The organism is Streptomyces daliensis (assembly GCF_054782395.1).
The window spans coordinates 108,943-127,663 of the sequence record NZ_BAAGSO010000133.1 but is presented as its reverse complement, the minus strand read 5'-3'; the positions used below and the strand labels follow the sequence as shown (position 1 = coordinate 127,663).

General features: G+C 72.6%; 12 protein-coding genes and 2 pseudogenes. 4 read left to right on the top strand and 10 right to left on the bottom strand.

Annotation, left to right across the window (positions count from 1 at the left end; genetic code table 11):
• Positions 1-62 precede the first annotated feature (62 nt).
• From ACYVOO_RS37930 to ACYVOO_RS37885, 10 genes and pseudogenes are all read right to left on the bottom strand, one after another.
• On the bottom strand, positions 63-1,625 hold the full coding sequence (locus tag ACYVOO_RS37930; protein WP_461020272.1) for a sodium:solute symporter family protein: 1,563 nt from the start codon (positions 1,623-1,625) through the stop codon (positions 63-65).
• A 190-nt stretch (positions 1,626-1,815) separates the two neighbouring features.
• Positions 1,816-2,466 carry a TetR/AcrR family transcriptional regulator gene (locus tag ACYVOO_RS37925; protein WP_461020271.1) on the bottom strand — a complete coding sequence of 217 codons (651 nt, stop codon included), beginning with the start codon at positions 2,464-2,466 and terminating at the stop codon, positions 1,816-1,818.
• Between the two features lie 4 nt (positions 2,467-2,470).
• Positions 2,471-3,172, bottom strand: coding sequence for an enoyl-CoA hydratase family protein (locus tag ACYVOO_RS37920; protein WP_461020270.1), 702 nt, complete (start codon positions 3,170-3,172; stop codon positions 2,471-2,473).
• A gap of 148 nt (positions 3,173-3,320) precedes the next feature.
• Positions 3,321-4,940 (bottom strand): 4-coumarate--CoA ligase family protein, encoded by a 1,620-nt coding sequence (locus ACYVOO_RS37915; RefSeq protein WP_461020269.1) that lies wholly within the window; start codon positions 4,938-4,940, stop codon positions 3,321-3,323.
• A gap of 84 nt (positions 4,941-5,024) precedes the next feature.
• Positions 5,025-6,155 (bottom strand): annotated as a pseudogene (locus ACYVOO_RS37910) (acyl-CoA dehydrogenase family protein); the annotation flags it as partial.
• A 102-nt stretch (positions 6,156-6,257) separates the two neighbouring features.
• Positions 6,258-8,330, bottom strand: a pseudogene (locus ACYVOO_RS37905) (acetyl/propionyl/methylcrotonyl-CoA carboxylase subunit alpha); the annotation flags it as partial.
• An 86-nt stretch (positions 8,331-8,416) separates the two neighbouring features.
• On the bottom strand, positions 8,417-10,027 hold the full coding sequence (locus ACYVOO_RS37900; protein WP_461020268.1) for an acyl-CoA carboxylase subunit beta: 1,611 nt from the start codon (positions 10,025-10,027) through the stop codon (positions 8,417-8,419).
• Positions 10,024-11,727: an acyclic terpene utilization AtuA family protein gene (locus tag ACYVOO_RS37895; RefSeq protein WP_461020401.1), complete on the bottom strand. Its 1,704-nt coding sequence runs from the start codon at positions 11,725-11,727 to the stop codon at positions 10,024-10,026. Before ACYVOO_RS37895 ends, ACYVOO_RS37900 begins: the two co-directional genes overlap by 4 nt.
• A 203-nt stretch (positions 11,728-11,930) precedes the next feature.
• Positions 11,931-12,779 (bottom strand): TIGR03084 family metal-binding protein, encoded by an 849-nt coding sequence (locus tag ACYVOO_RS37890; protein ID WP_461020267.1) that lies wholly within the window; start codon positions 12,777-12,779, stop codon positions 11,931-11,933.
• Positions 12,780-13,125: 346 nt separating this feature from the next.
• On the bottom strand, positions 13,126-16,026 hold the full coding sequence (locus ACYVOO_RS37885) for an FAD-binding and (Fe-S)-binding domain-containing protein (protein WP_461020266.1): 2,901 nt from the start codon (positions 16,024-16,026) through the stop codon (positions 13,126-13,128).
• Positions 16,027-16,194: 168 nt separating this feature from the next.
• On the opposite strand from ACYVOO_RS37885, the gene ACYVOO_RS37880 reads away from it, so the two are divergent.
• From ACYVOO_RS37880 to serC, 4 genes are all read left to right on the top strand, one after another.
• Complete coding sequence (locus tag ACYVOO_RS37880) at positions 16,195-16,716, top strand: GNAT family N-acetyltransferase (RefSeq protein WP_461020265.1); 522 nt, start codon at positions 16,195-16,197, stop codon at positions 16,714-16,716.
• A 60-nt stretch (positions 16,717-16,776) separates the two neighbouring features.
• Positions 16,777-16,920, top strand: coding sequence for a hypothetical protein (locus ACYVOO_RS37875; RefSeq protein WP_461020264.1), 144 nt, complete (start codon positions 16,777-16,779; stop codon positions 16,918-16,920).
• On the top strand, positions 16,917-17,294 hold the full coding sequence (locus tag ACYVOO_RS37870; RefSeq protein WP_461020263.1) for a hypothetical protein: 378 nt from the start codon (positions 16,917-16,919) through the stop codon (positions 17,292-17,294). Before ACYVOO_RS37875 ends, ACYVOO_RS37870 begins: the two co-directional genes overlap by 4 nt.
• 261 nt (positions 17,295-17,555) lie before the next feature.
• Positions 17,556-18,674, top strand: coding sequence for a phosphoserine transaminase (serC, locus tag ACYVOO_RS37865; protein WP_453344800.1), 1,119 nt, complete (start codon positions 17,556-17,558; stop codon positions 18,672-18,674).
• The last annotated feature ends 47 nt before the right edge of the window (positions 18,675-18,721 follow it).

The following is an 18,721-nucleotide window of genomic DNA, read 5'->3' as shown; positions in this document are numbered from 1 at the left end:
GCTGATGCCCCGTCCACGGACGTGGACGGGGCACCGGTGTATGCGGGCCGTACGCCCGGCCGTCAGCGGGTGATGACCGTCTCCTCGACCGCCTCGACGTCGCTGGCCGGGGCCTCCTCCAGGAACTTGCGCTCCAGGGCCACCCGCTCCTCCTCGCTCGGATCGTCGTCCAGCGAGTCGACCAGAGCCGAGCGGACGGAGTTGCCCTCCGGGCGTACGAGGCCGATCACTACGTAGAGCACCAGCGAGGTGAGCACGGGGAAGCTGACGTTCTGGGTCTGGGTGGCGTCCTCCATGCCCCAGTAGAGGTAGGCCCAGACGCTGAGGCCGCCCGCCCAGGAGACGATGGCCGCCGTCGGCCCGTTGCGCTTGAACCAGGGCAGCAGGCCGAGCATCAGCGGGATGGAGATCGGGCCCATGGTGGCGGCGACGATGCTGACGACCACCGTCATGATGAAGCCGTCCGGGTCGCTGAACAGCGCGAAGCTCATGCTGACGCAGACGAAGGCGACGGTGGTGATGCGGGCGAACATGAGCTGGCCGCCCGCCGTCAGCTTCCGCACCTTGGGGACGATGACGGGCGCCAGGTCGCGGGTGATGACGGCGGTGATGACGTTGGAGTCGGAGGCGACCATGGCCATGGTGTGCGAGAAGAACCCGGCGAGCAGCAGGCCGATGAGCCCGGTGGGCAGCAGCTCCTGGGCGAGCTTGATGTAGGACTCCTCGCCGTTCTCGATGCCCGGCACGATGAGCGGCGCCGCGATCATCGGCACGAAGAGGATGAACGGCCAGATCAGCCACAGCGCGCTGGAGAGCAGCGCGGACTTCCTGGCGCGGGTGCCGGAGGGCGCGGACATGTAGCGCTGCGCCAGGTTCCACATGCCGCCGTTGTACTCGAAGGTCTTCACCAGCAGGAACGCCATGATCAGCCCTGTGGTGACGGTGCCGTTGACCGGGTCGCTGTGGCTCGCGGGCAGCTCGTCCCACATCGTCCACAGGGTGGAGACGCCGGTGAGGTGGGCCATGACCGCGACGAGCATCGCGATTCCGGCGACGGCCTGGATGATGAACTGCCCGAAGTCGGTGAGGACGTCGGCCCACAGCCCGCCGAAGGCCATGTAGAACATCGTGCAGACGCCGGTGAGCGTGATGCCCCAGACCAGCGGGATGTCGGCGAAGCCCTGGAGCAGCACGGCGATGGCGACCCACTTGGCGGCGATGTCGACGACCTTGAGCGCGGCGCCGCTGTAGGCCAGCACCTGCTGGGTGGGGAGGTTGTAGCGCACCGCGAGGTAGGCGAGCGGCGAGTTGACGCCGTGCTTGGCGCGCAGCCGGTTCCAGCGGGGTGCGAAGAGGAAGGCGCCGATGCCGATGCCGAGCCCGATCGTCAGCGGCCACCAGAAGTAGACGGTGACGCCGTAGTCGTAGGCGACGGCGGCGAAGGTGACGAACATGATCGCGCTGTAGCCCGACATGTGGTGCGAGATGCCGGAGAGCCACCAGGGTATGCGGCCACGGGCCGTGAAGAAGTCGGCCACGTTCTCGATGCGCCGCTTCGACCAGAGGCCGATGCCCACCATGACGAAGAAGTAGCCACCGAGTACGACCCAGTCCAATGTGGACATCACGGCTCCCCATGTTCATTGATATGAACTGCTGCCAGGTCTCTGAATAATCGCCGTCACATTAGAAGTGCCCTCAGAAGCCGTCAATACTGCGCACAATCCCCGTTACACGGGGGCAGCGGCGTGCCAACGGAAGCGGCCCACATCCACGTCGGTGAATGTGGGCCGCAAGAGTGCGGGACGCCGCGCGCTACCGCTCCAGGACGTCGTCCACGATGCGCGCCCACTGCTCCACGACGCGCTCGCGCCGCGCGCTGTCGTCCGTCAGCAGGTTGGCGAGGCCGAGGCCGCGCGCCATGTCGAGCAGGCCCTGCACGGTCTCCCGCACGCCCGGGGCCGCCTCGTCGGCGCCCAGCAGGTCCACGGCCATGCGGTGGGTCTCCCGGCCGATGCGGGCCTCCAGGCCGGTGACGCGGGGCCCGAGCTGCGGCTCGTTCGACGCGGCGACCCACAGGTGGAGCGCCGCGCGGAAGAGGGGGCCCGTGTAGAGGGCGACGAGGGTGGCGACGGCCGCGCGGGTGTCCGCGGTGGGCGCGGGCAGCGCGCGCAGCGCCTTGGACCGCTCCTCGGCGACGTACTCGACGGCGGCCGTGAACAGGTCCTCACGGGTGGGGAAGTGGTGCTGCGCCGCGCCCCGCGAGACCCCGGCGTGCTCGGCGACGACCGTGACCGTGCTGCCCGACCAGCCGTGCTCGGCCAGGCAGGTCACGGCAGACTCCAGCAGCCGCTGCCGGGTCGCCCGGCTGCGGTCCTGCTTGGGAGCGGCGCCACGGGTGTTCACCACTCCGCCGTTCACCCCGCTGTTCGCCCCGCTGCTCACTCCACTGTTCGCCCCTGCCATGTGTTCACCCCGCCCATTCGGGATCCCGTCGTTCGAGGAATGCGGTCATGCCCTCACGCGCCTCGTCGGAGGCGAAGAGGCGTGCGGACAGATCAGCGAGGTTATCGGTGTCGCGGTCGAAGGCCCGCAGCACCTCCGCCGTGACCAGCCGCTTGGACTCAGCGAGCCCCTGCGGTGAACCCCGCCGCAGCCCGTCGAGCACCGGCTCCAGTGCGGCGTCCGGGTCCTCGGCCGCCAGCGTCACCAGGCCGATACGGGCCGCTTCCGCGCCGTCGAACCGCTCGCCCGTGAGGTAATAGCGCGCTGCGGCGCGCGGGTCCAGGCGGGGCAGCAGCGGCATCGAGATCACGGCCGGGGCCACGCCGATCCTGGCCTCGGTGAAGGCGAAGGTCGCGCCGGGGCCGGCGACGGAGATGTCGCAGGCGCCCAGCAGCCCCGTGCCGCCCGCGCGCACATGGCCCGTGGCGCGGCCCACGACGGGCTTCGGCAGCTCGACGAGCGCCCGCAGCAGCGTGGCCAGCTCGTGCGGGGTGCCGCTGCCCTCGCGCAGGTCGGCGCCCGCGCAGAACGTGTTGCCCGTGTGGGTGAGCAGGACGGCGCGGGTCTCCGCGTCCGCCGCCGCCTGGTCCAGGGCCGCGTGGAGTTCGCGTACGAGGCGGGCCGAGAGCGCGTTGCGGTTGTGCGGCGAGTCGAGCGTGACGGTCATGACGCGCCGGTCCCGGCCGACCCGAACGAGGGGTTCCCCGGGCTGCTCCGGCTCCGCGGCCTGCCTTTCGCTGTTCCGGGCTGGGGTCACTGGTGGGGTCCTCTCGTACGGGGTGGGGACGGGACGCTGTGACGGCGGGGGGTGGTGGTCATCGGGGGGCCTGTCCCGTGGCGGGGCGGAGCCGGCGGCGGAGGATCTTGCCGCTGGCCGCGCGGGGCACCGCGTCCACGAACTCCACGCGCCGCACCTTCTTGTACGGAGCCACCCGTTCCGCGACATACCGCAGGACCTCGTCCGCGCCCGGCCCCGTCGCGCCGGGAAGACGGACCACGAACGCCTTGGGAACCTCCTGCCCGTCCTCGTCCGGCACGCCGACCACCGCCGCGTCCGCGATCTCCTCGTGGCCGAGCAGCACGGCCTCCAGTTCGGCGGGGGCCACCTGGTAGCCCTTGTACTTGATCAGCTCCTTGACCCGGTCGACGACGAACAGCCAGCCGTCCTCGTCCACCCGGCCGACGTCCCCCGTACGCAGCCAGCCCTCGGCGTCGATCATCGCCTCGGTCTCGTCCGGCCGCCCCAGGTACCCCTTCATCACCTGCGGCCCCCTGAAGAGCAGTTCGCCCTCCTCGCCGGGGCCCAGGTCGCGGGACGGGTCGTCGAGCGCGACGACGCGCATCTGTGTGCCGGGCAGCAGCTTGCCGACGGTGCCGGGCGGCGGGTCCGGCGCGTCGAGCGGGACCACGTGGGTGCCGGGCGACAGCTCGGTCATGCCGTACGCCTGCATCACCGTGGGCAGGCCTAGCCGCCGCGCGCACGCGGTGCCGAGCCGCGCGTCGAGCGGGGCCGCCGCGCTGACCACGTACTTCACGGAGGACAGATCGTGCTGGTCCACCTCCGGGTGCTTGGCGAGTGCCAGCACGACGGGCGGCGCGACGTACAGCGCCGTCACCCGGTGGCGCTCGATCGCCGTCAGGAACTGGGTGAGGTCGAAGCGCGGCAGCACGACGACCTTCGCGCCCTTGCGCAGCGGCGCGTTCATGAGCGCGGTCAGCCCGTAGATGTGGAAGAAGGGCAGCACGGCCAGCACGGTGTCGTCCGGGCCGCTGGGGATGAGCGGGTCGAGCTGGGCGAGGTTGGTGGCAATGTTTCGGTGGGTGAGCATCACGCCCTTGGGGGTGGCCGTGGTGCCCGAGGAGTAGGGCAGCGCGGCCAGGTCACGGGCGGGGTCGAGCGTGACGCGGGGTTCGGGCGCCGTCGAGTCGCGCATGTCGAGCACGGATCTGTGGCCCTCGGCACGGTCGCACACGAAGATCTCGCGCACGCCGCCCGCGTCGCCGTCCCCTGCGCCGCCGCCCCCTGGCACGAGGCCCGCCGCCTCGCGGGCCGTCGCGAGGAGCGGCGAGACGGTGACGATCCAGCGCGCGCCCGCGTCGCGCAACTGGCGCGCGAACTCCTCGGGCGTGCACAGCGGGTGCACGGTGGTGACGGCCGCGCCGGCGCGGCTCGCGCCGTAGAAGACGGCGGGGTAGAGCACAGAGTTGGGGCTGTGCAGGGCCAGCACGTCACCCTGCCGCAGCCCCGCCTCCGTGAGCGCGGCGGCGATACGGCGGCTGAACGCGTCCAGCGCCGCGTAGCTGAGCGTGGTGCCGTCGAGCGCGTCGACCAGCGCGGGCCGGTCGGCATACTCGACGGCGGAGCGGCCCAGCACCGCCTCGTGGATGGGCTGGTCGACGACGGGCACGTCGGCGTACTCGCTGCGGAACACCATTGTCCGGTACCTCCCGCTTGTCCGTGTCAGTAGGACGTGCGTGGCGTGTCAGTAGGACGTAGCGCCTCAGTAGAACCCGGAGCCTCAGTAGGACTTGGGCAGGCCGAGGCTCTGGTGCGAGACGAAGTTGAGGACCATCTCGCGGCTGACCGGCGCGATCCGGGCCACCCGCGCCGCGGTGATCATGGCGGCGAGGCCGTACTCGCGGGTCAGGCCGTTGCCGCCGAGGGTGTGCACGGCCTGGTCGACGGCCTTGACGCACGCCTCACCGGCCGCGTACTTCGCCATGTTCGCCGCCTCGCCCGCGCCCATGTCGTCACCCACGTCGTAGAGGTGGGCCGCCTTGAGCATCATCAGCCGGGCCAGCTCGACCTCGATATGGGCCTGCGCGAGCGGGTGCGCGATGGCCTGGTGCGCGCCGATGGGCTCCTTCCACACCTGGCGCGTACGGGCGTACTCCACGGCCCTGTTGATCGCGTAGCGCCCCATGCCCAGCGCGAAGGCCGCCGTCATCACGCGCTCCGGGTTGAGCCCGGCGAAGAGCTGGAGCAGGCCCGCGTCCTCGTCGCCGACCAGCGCGTCGGCGGGCAGCCGCACCTCGTCGAGAACCAGCTCGAACTGCTTCTCCGGGGCGCCGATCTCCATGTCGATCCGGTGGCGCTCGAAGCCGGGCGCGTCGCGGGGCACGATGAACAGGCAGGGCTTGAGCTTGCCGGTGCGCGCGTCCTCCGTACGGCCCACGATCAGCGTCGCGTCCGCGATGTCCACGCCCGATATGAAGACCTTGCGCCCGGTCAGCAGCCAGTCGTCGCCGTCCCTGCGGGCTGTCGTGGTGATGCGGTGCGAGTTGGAGCCCGCGTCGGGCTCGGTGATGCCGAACGCCATCTTCAGGCTGCCGTCGGCCAGCCCTGGCAGCCACTGGCGCTTCTGTGCCTCGGTACCGAAGCGGGCGATGACGTTCCCGCAGATGGCGGGCGAGACGACGAGCATCAGCAGCGGGCAGCCCGCCGCGCCCAGCTCCTCCAGCACGATGGACAGCTCGGTGATGCCGGTGCCTCCGCCGCCGTACTCCTCGGGGAGGTTGACGCCGAGGTAGCCGAGCTTGCCCGCCTCGGCCCACAGCTCGTCGGTGTGCTTGCCGTCGCGGACGACTCCGGCGAAGTACTCGCGTCCGTACCGCTCGCCGAGCGCGGCGACCGCCTGGCGCAGCGCCCGCTGCTCCTCGGTCTCCAGGAGGGCTGAGCTGGTGGCGCTGGAAGGTGTGGCGTCGGTCATGCGGACTCCTTGGGAGAGGTGGTCTCTTCGTGGGTCGCGGCGGGGGTCGCGGGGGGGCTCGTCCGAGACGACGGCCAGCAGCGTGCCGACCTCGACCTGACGGCCGGGTACCGCGCCCAGCGCGGTGAGGGTGCCGGAAGCGGGCGCGACGACCTTGTGCTCCATCTTCATCGCCTCCAGCCACAGCAGCGGCTCGCCCGCCGCCACCCGGCTGCCGACGGCGAGCCCTTCGGCCACCCGCACGACCGTGCCCGGCAACTGCGCCAGCAGCGACCCCGGCTCGGTGCGGTCGGCCGGGTCGGGGAAGCGGGGCAGCGGGGTGAGGGCGTGGGAGCCGAGCGAGGAGTCGACGTAGACGGCCGGGTACGCGTCCGTGTACGTCCCCGCGCGCCCGGTCCCGCCGTACGCGCTGACCTCGAACTCCCTGCGCACGCCGTCCACCTCCAGCACGACGCGCTCGGGTGCCGCGTCGAGCAACTGGACGCCGGGCAGGCCCTCGGCGGTGAGCCCTTCGCGGGTGAGCGTGTAGCGGATCTCGTGCTCCGTGCCGTCGGGTTCGCTCCGGTAGCCCTTGGTCTGCGGGCGCGAGGGCACGTTGCGCCAGCCGCCCAGCCGCGCGGCGACGGAGGTGCCCGAGGCGCGGGTGCGGGCGGCGTCGGCGAGCGCCGCCGCGAGTGCGGCGAGCCGCGCGCGGCGGCCGTCGTCCGCCGCCTCGTCGGGCCGGGTCAGCGCGTCGAGGTGGCGCTCGTAGAAGCCCGTGTCCAAGCGCGCCGCCATGAAGTCGGGATGGCGCAGGGAGCGTACGAGCAGCTCGCGGTTGGTGACGGGCCCGTGCACGCGGGCCCGCTCCAGCGCGCGGGCCAGCTTGCGTACGGCCTCGTCGCGGCCGGGCGCCCAGGCGATGACCTTGGCGAGCATGGGGTCGTAGTGCACCCCGATCTCGTCGCCGCCGCTGACGCCGCTGTCCAGACGCACCCCGTCCGGCACGTCGAGGCGGTGGAGGGCGCCGGTCTGGGGGCGCCAGCCGCGTGCGGGGTCCTCGGCGTAGAGGCGGGCCTCGACGGCGTGCCCCTGGGGCGCGGGCGGGCCCGCGGGGTCGAGCGCGGCGCCCTCCGCGACGCGGATCTGGTGTGCGACGAGGTCGAGGCCGTGGACGCACTCGGTGACGGGGTGCTCGACCTGGAGGCGGGTGTTCATCTCCAGGAAGTACGCGCGCTCCTGGGCCCGCTCGCGGGGGGCGTCGGGCGTGCCGGGGGCGCTTGAGGTGTCGGGCGCGGCGGGGGCGTGCGGTGCGTCCGGCGCGCCCGCGACCAGGAACTCCACCGTGCCCGCGCCCCGGTACCCCACCGCGCGCGCCGCCTTGACCGCCGCCTCGTGCAGGGACGCGCGCAGCGCGTCGCTCAGCCCCGGCGCCGGTGCCTCCTCGATCACCTTCTGGTGGCGGCGCTGCAAGGAGCAGTCCCGCGTGCCCAGCGCCCACACCGTGCCGTGCCCGTCGGCGAGCACCTGGACCTCAACGTGCCTGCCCCGCTCCACATACGGCTCCACGAAGACCTCGCCGTCACCGAAGGCGGAGGCCGCCTCGGCGCGCGCGGCCTCGATCTCGCCCTCCAGCGCGGCCAGTTCCCGCACGACGCGCATCCCCCGGCCACCGCCGCCCGCCGACGCCTTCACCAGCAGCGGCAACTGGTCCTCGCGCGCCTCCCCCGCCGCGACGGGCGCGAGCAGCGGCACCCCGGCCTCCGCCATCAGCCGCTTGGCGCGGGTCTTGGACGCCATGGCCTCGATCGCCTCGGGCGGCGGGCCGATCCAGACCAGGCCCGCGTCCTGGACGGCGCGCGCGAAGTCGGCGTTCTCGGAGAGGAAGCCGTAGCCGGGGTGCACGGCGTCGGCTTCGGCGGCGAGCGCCGCCTTCACGATCAGGTCGCCGCGCAGATACGTCTCGGACGGGGCGTTGCCCGGCAGCCGTACCGCCGCGTCGGCCGCGCGGACGTGCGCCGCCGAAGTGTCCGCGTCGGAGTGGACCGCGACGGTCCCGATGCCCATCTCCTCGCAGGTACGGAAGACGCGCAGCGCGATCTCCCCCCGGTTGGCCACCAGTACGCGTCGCATCACGCCTCGTCCCGCCCTCGTTCCGCTTCCGCTTCCGTTTCTGCTTCTTTCAACGGCTGTCTCCTCCCGCATACCGCTCATCCCCCGGCTCACATCCGGAAGACGCCGAAGCCGCCGCGGGCGCCCTCGACCGGTGCGGTGTGGATGGCGGACAGGCACAGGCCCAGCACGGTCCTGGTGTCCCGAGGGTCGATCACGCCGTCGTCGTAGAGCCGCCCGGAGAGGAACACCGGCAGCGACTCGGCCTCGATCTGCTGCTCCACCATGGCGCGCAGCCCTGCGTCGGCCTCCTCGTCGAAGGGCTTGCCCTTGGCCGCTGCCGACTCCCGCATCACGATCGACAGGACCCCCGCGAGCTGCTGCGGGCCCATCACGGCGGACTTCGCGCTCGGCCAGGCGAACAGGAAGCGGGGGTCGTAGGCCCGGCCGCACATGCCGTAGTGGCCCGCGCCGTAGCTGGCGCCCATGAGGACCGACAGGTGGGGGACCTTCGAGTTCGAGACCGCGTTGATCATCATCGAGCCGTGCTTGATGATGCCGCCCTGCTCGTACTCCTTGCCGACCATGTAGCCGGTGGTGTTGTGCAGGAACAGCAGCGGGATGTCGCGCTGGTTGGCGAGCTGGATGAACTGGGTGGCCTTCTGCGACTCCTCGCTGAACAGCACGCCCCGCGCGTTGGCGAGGATGCCCACGGGGTAGCCGTGCAGGGCCGCCCAGCCGGTGACGAGGCTGGCGCCGTAGAGGGGCTTGAACTCGTCGAAGTCCGAGCCGTCGACGAGGCGCGCGATGACCTCGCGCGGGTCGAAGGGGACCTTCAGATCGCCGGGCACGATGCCCAGCAGCTCCTCCTCGTCGTACTTCGGCGGCTCCGCGATCCCCGTAGACGGGGACGGGGACGGGTGCGCCTTGCGCCAGTTGAGGCGGGCGACGACGCGACGGGTCTGACGCAGCGCGTCGGGCTCGTCCAGCGCGAAGTAGTCGGCGAGCCCCGAGCCGCGCGCGTGCATCTCCGCGCCGCCCAGCTCCTCGTCGTCAGCCTCCTCGCCGGTGGCCATCTTGACCAGGGGCGGGCCGCCGAGAAAGACCTTGGACTGCTCCTTGACCATGATCACGTGGTCGGACATGCCGGGGATGTACGCGCCGCCCGCCGTCGAGTTGCCGAACACGACGGCGACGGTGGGGATGCCCGCCTCGGACAGCCGCGTGATGTCCCGGAACAGGGCCCCGCCGGGGATGAAGATCTCCTTCTGGCTGGGCAGATCGGCGCCGCCCGACTCCACGAGGCTGATGCAGGGGAGCCGGTTCGCGTACGCGATCTCGTTGGCGCGCAGGGCCTTCTTGAGCGTCCAGGGGTTGCTGGCACCGCCCCGTACGGTCGGGTCGTTGGCCGTGATCAGGCACTCGACGCCCTCGACGACCCCGATCCCCGTGACGAGCGAGGCACCCACCGTGTAGTCGCTGCCCCAGGCCGCGAGCGGGGACAGCTCCAGGAACGGGGTGTCGGGGTCCAGCAGCAGTTCGATCCGCTCGCGCGCGAGGAGCTTGCCGCGCTTGCGGTGGCGCTCGACGTACTTCTCGCCACCGCCCTCGCGCGCCTTGGCGTGTTCGGCCTCCAGCTCGGCGAGCTTGCCGAGCAGGGCCTCGCGGTTGGCGGCGTATTCGGCGCTCTTGGCGTCCAGCGCCGACGGGAGCACGGTCACTTCAACAACCCCTCCGGTATGTCCATGTGCCGGGAGCGCAGCCACTCCCCTAGTGCCTTGGCCTGCGGATCGAAGCGCGCCTGCGAGGCGACGCCCTCTCCGAGGAGGCCGTCGATGACGAAGTTGAGGGCGCGGAGGTTGGGGAGGAGGTGACGGGTGACTTTCAGCTGACGGGCTTCAGGTGTCGGCTGACGGACTTCAGATGACGGCTGACAGATTTCGGGTATCAGATAACAGATTTCAGATTCCGTCAGCGCATACGCCAGCCACCGCCACGCCTCCTCACTCCGCACCCACACCCCGACGTTGGCGCTCCCGCCCTTGTCCCCGCTGCGGGCCCCGGCGATCGTCCCCAGGGGCACGCGGCGCGTGGGCCCGTACGAGTCGGGCAGCGGCTCCGGAAGTTCCGGTTCCGTCACCTCGGCCAGTTCGCGGGTCTCCTCGAAGGGCCGGGCGGGGATGTCCACCCGGCGCCCGTCGGGCAGTACGGCGATGTGCGGCACTCCGTCGGCGGCCGTGTACGCCGCCTCGAACACCCCGTACGGCGCGCCCTTCCCCGGCGGCGCCGTGACGTGGAAGCCGGGGATGCTGGCCAGGGCGAGTTCGACCGCGCCGCCGCTGACCGCGCGCCCCACCGCCTCCTGGTCCGCGTCCCGTACGACCAGGCGCAGCATGGCGCTGGCCTCTTCCTGTACGGACGCGTCGGGCCTGTCCGTACGGGCGAGGCTCCAGTTCACCTCCCTGGGCCGTCGCCCTGCGCGCGCGAAGGCGTCCTCCATCTGACGGCGTACGAGCGCGTCCTTGGCCTCGATGTCGAGCCCTGTGAGGACGAACACGACCTCGTTGCGCCAGCCGCCCAGCCTGCTGCACCCCACCTTCAGCGTGGACGGCGGCGCCTCGCCGCGTACGCCGTCGATCCGTACCCGGTCGGGGCCCTCCTGGGCGAGCCGTACCGAGTCCAGGCGCGCGGTCACATCGGGCCCGGCATAGCGCGCCCCCGACGTCTCGTACAGCAGTTGCGCCGTCACCGTGCCCACCGTCACCGCGCCGCCCGTGCCCGGATGCTTGGTGATCACGGCGGAGCCGTCGTGGGCGATCTCCGCGAGGGGGAAGCCGGGCCGCAGCACGTCGATGCCCTCGGTGTCGAAGAAGGCGTAGTTGCCGCCGGTCGCCTGGGCACCGCACTCCAGCACATGCCCCGCGACGACCGCACCGGCCAGCGCGTCCAGGTCCGCCGTGCCCTCGTGGCTCCAGCCGAAGTGCGCCGCCGCTGCACCGCTCACCAGGGCCGCGTCCGTGACCCGGCCCGTGACCACGATGTCCGCGCCCGCGCGCAGACACTCCGCGATGCCGCCGCCGCCCAGATAGGCGTTGGCCGTCAGCACGCCCTCGCCCCAGCCGCGCGCGAGCAGGTCGTCGCCCTCGACGTGCGCCACCCGCGCGGGCACCCCGACGCGCTCGCTCAACTCCCGTACGGCGTCGGCGAGCCCGGCCGGGTTGAGGCCGCCCGCGTTGGCGACGATCCGCACGCCCCGCTCCTTCGCGAGGCCGAGCCCGGTCTCCAACTGCCGCAGGAAGGTCTTCGCGTAGCCGCGCGCCGGGTCCTTCATCCGGTCGCGGCCGAGGATGAGCATGGTCAGCTCGGCGAGATAGTCGCCGGTCAGCACGTCCAGGGGGCCGCCGGTGAGCATCTCCTCCATGGCGGAGAAGCGGTCGCCGTAGAAGCCGGAACAGTTGCCGATCCGCAGCACCCCGGGGCCTGCCCCCTCTGCCGTGCTCCGGGCGGCAAACGTGCCGGGGGAGTTGGCTGTGCGGGACGGGCCGGGCGCACCGGTTGCGCTGGGCGCACCGGTTGCGCCTGCCGTGCCGGGCGCGCCGCCGCCCGTCGCACCGTCGCCGCCCGTCACGCGGACTCCCCCTCGGACGCGGACCCGGGCTCCGGCCCGGACCCGGACCCGGACGCGCGGCCCGCGCCCGGCGGGCCCGCGAACGCCTGGGCGATGTCGAGCCAGCGCCCGGCCTCCGCGCCCTCGGCGCGCAGGCCGGTGTCGTCACGGTGGACGCGCTGCGTCACCAGCAGGCAGAACTCCACGGCGTCCCCGGTCACGCGCTCGGCCGCGTCCTCGGGCCCGTAGACCCACGGTTCGCCGTCCGTGCCCGTCAGCTCGACCCGGAAGGGCGCGGCGGGCGGGGTCAGCCCGTGTGCCGCGTACGCGAAGTCCCGGGCCCGCACGCCGATCCGGGCCACGTGCCGCAGCCGGACGGTGCGCGCGCGGCGCACGCCCAGCGCGTCGGCGACGTCCTCGCCGTGCGCCCATGTCTCCATGAGGCGCGCCGTGGCCATGCCGGCGACGCTCATCGGCGGCCCGTACCAGGGAATGCGGCGCCCCTCCGGCTGGTCCGCGAGCGTCCTCAGCAGCGCGGAACGGCCCTCGCGCCAGCGCTCCAGCAGCTCACCGGGTGCGAGAGTCGCGCCCTCCTCGGCGCCCTCGTCGACGAAGCGGTCCGGCGCGGCCATGGCCTTCTCCACCTCGCGCTGGAAGGCGGCCTCGTCCGTGGCGGCGGTCAGCGACTGCCCGTCCGTCCACGTCAGATGGGCGATCTGGTGCGCGACGGTCCAGTTGGGCGCGGGTGTCGGCAGCGCCCACGCCTTCGCTTCGAGCCCGGCCACCAGGGCCTCCAACTCGTCGCCCTCGTCCCGCAGGTCGGTCAGCACGGCACCGGCTGCCCCGGTGCCGACGGTTCCGGTCATGGCGCGCTCCCCGCTCCCTGCGTCGACGGCCCACTGGCCCACTCGCACAGCGCACGCAGCGCGTACGCCCCGTACCGGCCGGGCCGTCGACGCGAGTCGCCCTGTGCGCCACGAGCGTGGCAGCGCGAGGAAAAACAAGCAAGCGTGCTTGCATGACTTCTTGCGAAGCGCGGACCACGGAGCACGGAGCGACGGCGGAGGTACCGCGCATGCGGCAGGAACCGGGGCCCGGGGGCAGGCGGTCGCCGGGACGCCGCAGCCTCTGGGCGGCCACGGCGGGGAGCGCGGTTCCGGACCGCCCCGATCCGCTCCCGCTCCCACCCCCGGCCCCGCCGTGCCGCGCGTCTCACCCCACGTCGTCGGCCCGCTCGCCCGTCCGGCCCGTCCTGCTCCCGATACTCCCGACGCCCCCGAGGCCCTCCGCCAGCACCTCCGCGAGGTGGCGGCTGTGGTGGCCGCCGAGCTGTTCCAACTGGGTACGGCACGAATAGCCGTCGGCGATCAGTTCCGTGCCGGGCGCCGCGTCCCGTACGGCGGGCAGCAACTGGTCCTCGGCGCAGGCCGCCGAGACCTCGTAGTGCCCCTTCTCGAAGCCGAAGTTGCCCGCGAGCCCGCAGCAGCCGCCGCTCAGCTCGCCCGTCAGCCCGGCCTTCTCGCGCAGCCGCCTGTCCGCCGCGTCGCCCAGCACGGCGTGCTGGTGACAGTGCGTCTGGCCCGCGACGGGGCGCTCCAGGCGCGGCGGCTCCCAGTCGGGCGCGTACTCCTCCAGCGTCTCGGCGAAGGTCCGCACCGACCGCGCCAGGCGCTCCGCGCGCGGGTCGTCGCCGAGCAGTTCCGGCAGGTCGGTCTTGAGCGCCGCGGCGCACGGCGGCTCCAGCACCGTCACGGGCAGCCCCGCGTCCAGCGCGGGCTCGACGCGGTCCAGGGTGCGGCGCATCACCGCGCGGGCGCGGTCCAGTTGCCCCGTGGAGACGTACGTCAGGCCGCAGCACACCTGCTTCGGCGGTACGGCGATCCGCAGCCCCGCGTCGCGCAGGACCCGGACGGCCGCCGAACCGGCCTCGGGCGAGAGGTAGTTGGTGAAGGTGTCGGGCCACAGCACCACCCGCTGCCCCTCGCCGCCGCCCTGCTCGGCCATGCCGCGCCCCGGCTGCGCCCGCCACCAGCGCGTGAAGGGCCGCGTGGGCAGCGCGGGGATGTCCCGTTCGGGCGCGAGGCCGCCCGCCTTCTTGGCCAGCGCAGCCAGCGGGCCCGCCTTCGCGCCCGCGTTCAGCAGCGGGACCGTGCGGCTGGCCGCCGCCAGCCGCAGCCACTCGGGGAGTCTGCCCATCGAGTGGTGGGCCATCGGGCGCCGCTTGCCGCCCTCGTCGCCGTAGTGGTGGTGCAGGAACTCGGCCTTGTACGTGGCCATGTCCACGCCCACCGGGCAGTCCGTCCTGCACCCCTTGCAGGACAGGCACAGGTCCAGGGCGTCGCGGACCTCCTCGGACTGCCAGCCGTCGGTGACCACCTCGCCAGCGAGCATCTCGTGCAGCAGCCTGGCGCGCCCGCGCGTGGAGTGCTTCTCCTCGCCGGTGGCGCGGAAGGAGGGGCACATCACGCCCGCGCTCGTCGTCGTGTCGCGGCACTTGGCGACGCCGACGCAGCGGCGTACGGCGGCCGAGAAGTCGCCCCCGTCGTGCGGATAGCCGAACTCCACGTCCACCGGCTGACGGGGCAAGGGCGCGAACCGCAGGTTCTCGTCGATGCGCCCCGGGCGCACCAGCATGCCCGGGTTGAGCCCGCCCGACGGGTCCCACAGATCCTTGAACCGGTTGAAGAGGCCGACCATCTCCGCCCCGTACATCTTCGGCAGCAGCTCGGCCCGCGCCTGCCCGTCCCCGTGCTCCCCGGAGAGCGAGCCGCCGTGCGCGACGACGACGTCGGCCAGGTCGTAGGAGAAGTCGCGGAAGCGCTGGACGCCCTCGCGGCCCATCAGGTCGAAGTCGATGCGTACGTGGATGCAGCCGTCCCCGAAGTGCCCGTAGGGCAGGCCGCGCAGGCCGTGTTCGCGCAGCAGCTTGCGGAAGTCCCGCAGATACGCGCCGAGCCTGGCCGGGGGCACCGCGCAGTCCTCCCAGCCCGGCCACGCCTCGCTGCCGTCGGGCATGCGCGTAGCCGTGCCCGAGGCGTCCTCGCGCACCCGCCACAGCGCGCGCTGCTCGGCGGTCCCCGCGACCAGCAGGTGGTCCGTCGCGCCGTCCGCCAGCGCGGCGCGGCACAGCGCGTCGGCGCGGGACCGCGCCTCGGCCGCGTCGTCGCCGCCGACCTCCACGAAGAGCCAGGCGCCGCCGCGCGGGAGGGAGCCGCGGGCCGCATCGCCGACCAGGTCGTTGGCCATGCCCTCGACGGTGAGCGGCCCGTGGGGCAGCAGTCCGGCCGCCGCCTCGGCCGCCGCGCTCTCGTCCCCGTAGGCGAGCACGGCCAGCACGCGGGCGCCCGGCACGGGCACCAGCTCGACCGTGGCCTGCGTGAGCACGCCGAGGGTGCCCTCGCTGCCGGTGAAGGCGCGCGCCCAGTTCTCGTGCTTCTCGGGGAGCAGTTCGTCGAGCGCGTAGCCGGAGATGCGGCGCGGCAGCTCGGGGAAACCGGTGCGCAGGCGGGCGAGTTCGCCCTGCACGAGGTCCCGGGCGCCGTTGCGCAGGCGGGCGGGGACGCCGCCTCCGCCTCGGCCGAGCACGGCGCGCTCGCCGCCGTAGGTGAGCACGTCCAGTTCGCGCACGTTGTCGGCCGTGGTGCCCCAGGCGACCGAGTGGGAGCCGCACGAGTTGTTGCCGATCATGCCGCCGAGGGTGCAGCGGCTGTGGGTGGAGGGGTCGGGTCCGAAGGTGAGCCCGTACGCGGCGGCCGCGGCGCGCAGGTCGTCGAGGATGACGCCCGGCTGGACGAGCGCGGTGCGCGAGCCCGGGTCGATCGCCTCGATCCGGTTCATGTGACGGGTGAAGTCGAGGACGACTCCGACGCCCGTGGCCTGCCCCGCGATCGAGGTACCGGTGCCGCGTGCGAGCACCGGCACATGGTGCTCGCGGCACACGGCGAGGGTCGCGCGCACGTCCTCCGCGTCGCGGGGCGCGACGACGCCCAGCGGCACGCGCCGGTAGTTGGAGGCGTCCATCGTCATGAGCGCGCGGCTGCCCGTGTCGAACTCCACCTCGCCGCCGCGCACCGCCGCGCGCAGGGCCTGTTCCACATCCCGTACGTCTGCCATGGGTCCAGCGTGCACGCTGGGACGGTTTTCGCGCGGGCACTTTCACCGGGCGCGCCCGATCACTCCATGCGGTGGTCGCGGGGGTCGGGGCGGAGCCGAGGGGGCGGGGGTTCCGGTTTCCGGCCGGGGCGGCGGCGGGGCGGCGGCGGGGCGGCAGACTGGGGAACCATGAGAATCAGAGCCGCACGCCCCGAGGAGGCCGGGGCGCTGAGCGAACTCGCCCTCCGTTCCAAGGCGCACTGGGGTTACGACGAGGCTTTCCTCGCCGCCTGCCGCGACGAACTCACCCTCCACCCCGCGGAGATCATCCGCCGCCGCACGCTGGTCGCGGTCGACGAGGACGGGGGCGCGGGTGCCGGTGCGGGTGCCGGTGACGTGGCGGGCGGCGAGCGTCTGCTGGGCTTCACGACGCTGGAGGGCATCCCCACCCTGGCCGTGCTGGGGATGATGTTCGTGGAGCCGGACGCCATGGGGCGGGGCGTGGGCAGCCGCCTCTTCCGGCACACCGTGGACCTCGCGCGGGACCTGGGCTTCGCGCGCATCTCCATCGACGCCGACCCCCACGCCGAGCCCTTCTACCTCGCCATGGGCGCCGTACGCGTCGGCACCACACCGTCCGGGTCGATCGCGGGACGCGTGCTGCCGCTGCTGTCGCTGGAGATCGGGGCACACGACGCCGGGGGAACGTGACGTCCACGTTTGGGGGCGCGGAGAAGCGTGAGCGGTGATCCGCGAAGTGGACCACGCGTCATGATCACGCAAGGTATCGTTCCCGCAGTCATGATCGCGTCGGGCGCTGAGCGCCTGGCGCCGGAGGCCGACGCGCCCGACGGCGCGGAAGCGCGCGGGGCGACGTGCCTCCCTCTCGCACAGCACGGGGAGAACTTCACATGAAGCGCAAACTGCTGGGACCCGCTCTCGGCACGGCCGCCCTCATCGGCACCGCACTGACCGGCGGTGTCGCCACGGCAGCCACACCCGGAGCCGCCGCCCCCACGGCCGCGGTGACGAAGGCCGCGGCGCACAGCTGCTCCAAGGCCATCGTCAACGTCCCGTCCAAGGAAAGCGTCAAGATCCGGAAGACGATGAAGGTGAGCGGCACCGCCCTCGCCCTGTGGCCCAAGGGCAAGAAGGGCACGGTCTGCGACGACGGCAAGGCGTCGAAGGGCGGCTCCTACAAGCTCTGCGGCAAGTCGAGCAACAAGTGGTATTACGTCGCTTACGGCAACACCAAGGGCTTCGTCCCCAGCGCCTGCATCAAGTGGTGACGGCACGGCACTGATCCTCTGAGGCAGACGTGATCTGAGTTACCGGAGGAACCCTGTGGTGCGGGCGGTACTGATCGTCCGCACCACATGTGTATGCGGACCCGGACGCCTCCGGCCAGGCCCGGAAGGGCGCCGTCCCCCGGTGAGGCCAGGTCACACGGGGACCGTGGAGCGGAACGGGAGCGGGCGGCCTGTCCAGGTTTCAGTCCATTCCGTGGACGCGGGGCGTACGGGTACTGCCCGACGGGCTACCCTCGCTGCGTGGCTGATCTCCAGATTCCCGCTGACATCAAGCCCGCCGACGGTCGATTCGGCTCGGGCCCGTCCAAGGTGCGTACGGAGGCGCTCAGCGCCCTGGCTGCCACCGGTACCTCTCTCCTCGGCACGTCCCACCGCCAGGCTCCCGTCAAGGATCTGGTCGGCAAGGTGCGCGAGGGCATCAAGGAGCTGTTCCAGCTCCCGGACGGCTATGAGGTCGTCCTCGGCAACGGCGGGTCCACCGCCTTCTGGGACGTGGCGACTCATGGCCTGATCGACTCCAGGTCGCAGCACCTCTCCTTCGGTGAGTTCTCCTCGAAGTTCGCCAAGGCAGCCAAGCAGGCCCCGTGGCTGGACGCGCCGAGCGTGATCGAGTCCGAGCCGGGCACGCATCCGGCGGCCCGCGCCGAGCAGGGCGTCGACGTGTACGCCCTCACTCACAACGAGACCTCGACCGGTGTCGCCATGCCGATCGAGCGGGTGGCGGGAGCCGACGAGAACGCGCTCGTCCTTGTCGACGCCACTTCCGGCGCCGGTGGCCTCCCCGTGGACATCAGCCAGACCGACGTCTACTACTTCGCCCCGCAGAAGTCCTTCGCCGCCGACGGCGGGCTGTGGATCGGCGTCTTCTCCCCGGCCGCCATCGAGCGCGCCGAGCGGATCGCGGCGTCCGACCGTCACATCCCCGCGTTCTTCGACCTGAAGACCGCGATCGACAACTCGCGCAAGAACCAGACCTACAACACCCCCGCTCTCTCGACTCTCTTCCTGTTGAACGACCAACTGGAGTGGATCAACGGGCAGGGCGGCCTGGACTGGGCCGTGCGCCGCACCGCGACCTCCTCGCGCACCCTCTACGGCTGGGCCGAGGACTCCAAGCACGCGAACCCGTTCGTCGCCGAACCGGCTCAGCGCTCGCAGGTCGTCGGCACCATCGACTTCGAGGACGGCATCGACGCCGCCGCCATCGCGAAGACGCTGCGCGCCAACGGCATCGTGGACACCGAGCCCTACCGCAAGCTGGGCCGCAACCAGCTCCGCGTGGCTATGTTCCCCGCGGTCGACCCGGCCGACGTCGAGGCGCTGACCGCCTGCGTCGACTACGTCATCGACAAGCTGTAACCCCGGGGCCCCGAGGGGTAGGCCGTGTGCGGGCGGGTCCGGATGGC

Coding starts and splice junctions, on each gene's coding strand:
- ACYVOO_RS37930 (WP_461020272.1), bottom strand. CDS start 1,625: ATGTCCACATTGGACTGGGTCGTACTCGGTGGCTACTTCTTCGTCATG.
- ACYVOO_RS37925 (WP_461020271.1), bottom strand. CDS start 2,466: ATGGCAGGGGCGAACAGTGGAGTGAGCAGCGGGGCGAACAGCGGGGTG.
- ACYVOO_RS37920 (WP_461020270.1), bottom strand. CDS start 3,172: ATGACCGTCACGCTCGACTCGCCGCACAACCGCAACGCGCTCTCGGCC.
- ACYVOO_RS37915 (WP_461020269.1), bottom strand. CDS start 4,940: ATGGTGTTCCGCAGCGAGTACGCCGACGTGCCCGTCGTCGACCAGCCC.
- ACYVOO_RS37895 (WP_461020401.1), bottom strand. CDS start 11,727: ATGGAGGAGATGCTCACCGGCGGCCCCCTGGACGTGCTGACCGGCGAC.
- ACYVOO_RS37890 (WP_461020267.1), bottom strand. CDS start 12,779: ATGACCGGAACCGTCGGCACCGGGGCAGCCGGTGCCGTGCTGACCGAC.
- ACYVOO_RS37885 (WP_461020266.1), bottom strand. CDS start 16,026: ATGGCAGACGTACGGGATGTGGAACAGGCCCTGCGCGCGGCGGTGCGC.
- ACYVOO_RS37880 (WP_461020265.1), top strand. CDS start 16,195: ATGAGAATCAGAGCCGCACGCCCCGAGGAGGCCGGGGCGCTGAGCGAA.
- ACYVOO_RS37875 (WP_461020264.1), top strand. CDS start 16,777: ATGATCACGCAAGGTATCGTTCCCGCAGTCATGATCGCGTCGGGCGCT.
- ACYVOO_RS37870 (WP_461020263.1), top strand. CDS start 16,917: ATGAAGCGCAAACTGCTGGGACCCGCTCTCGGCACGGCCGCCCTCATC.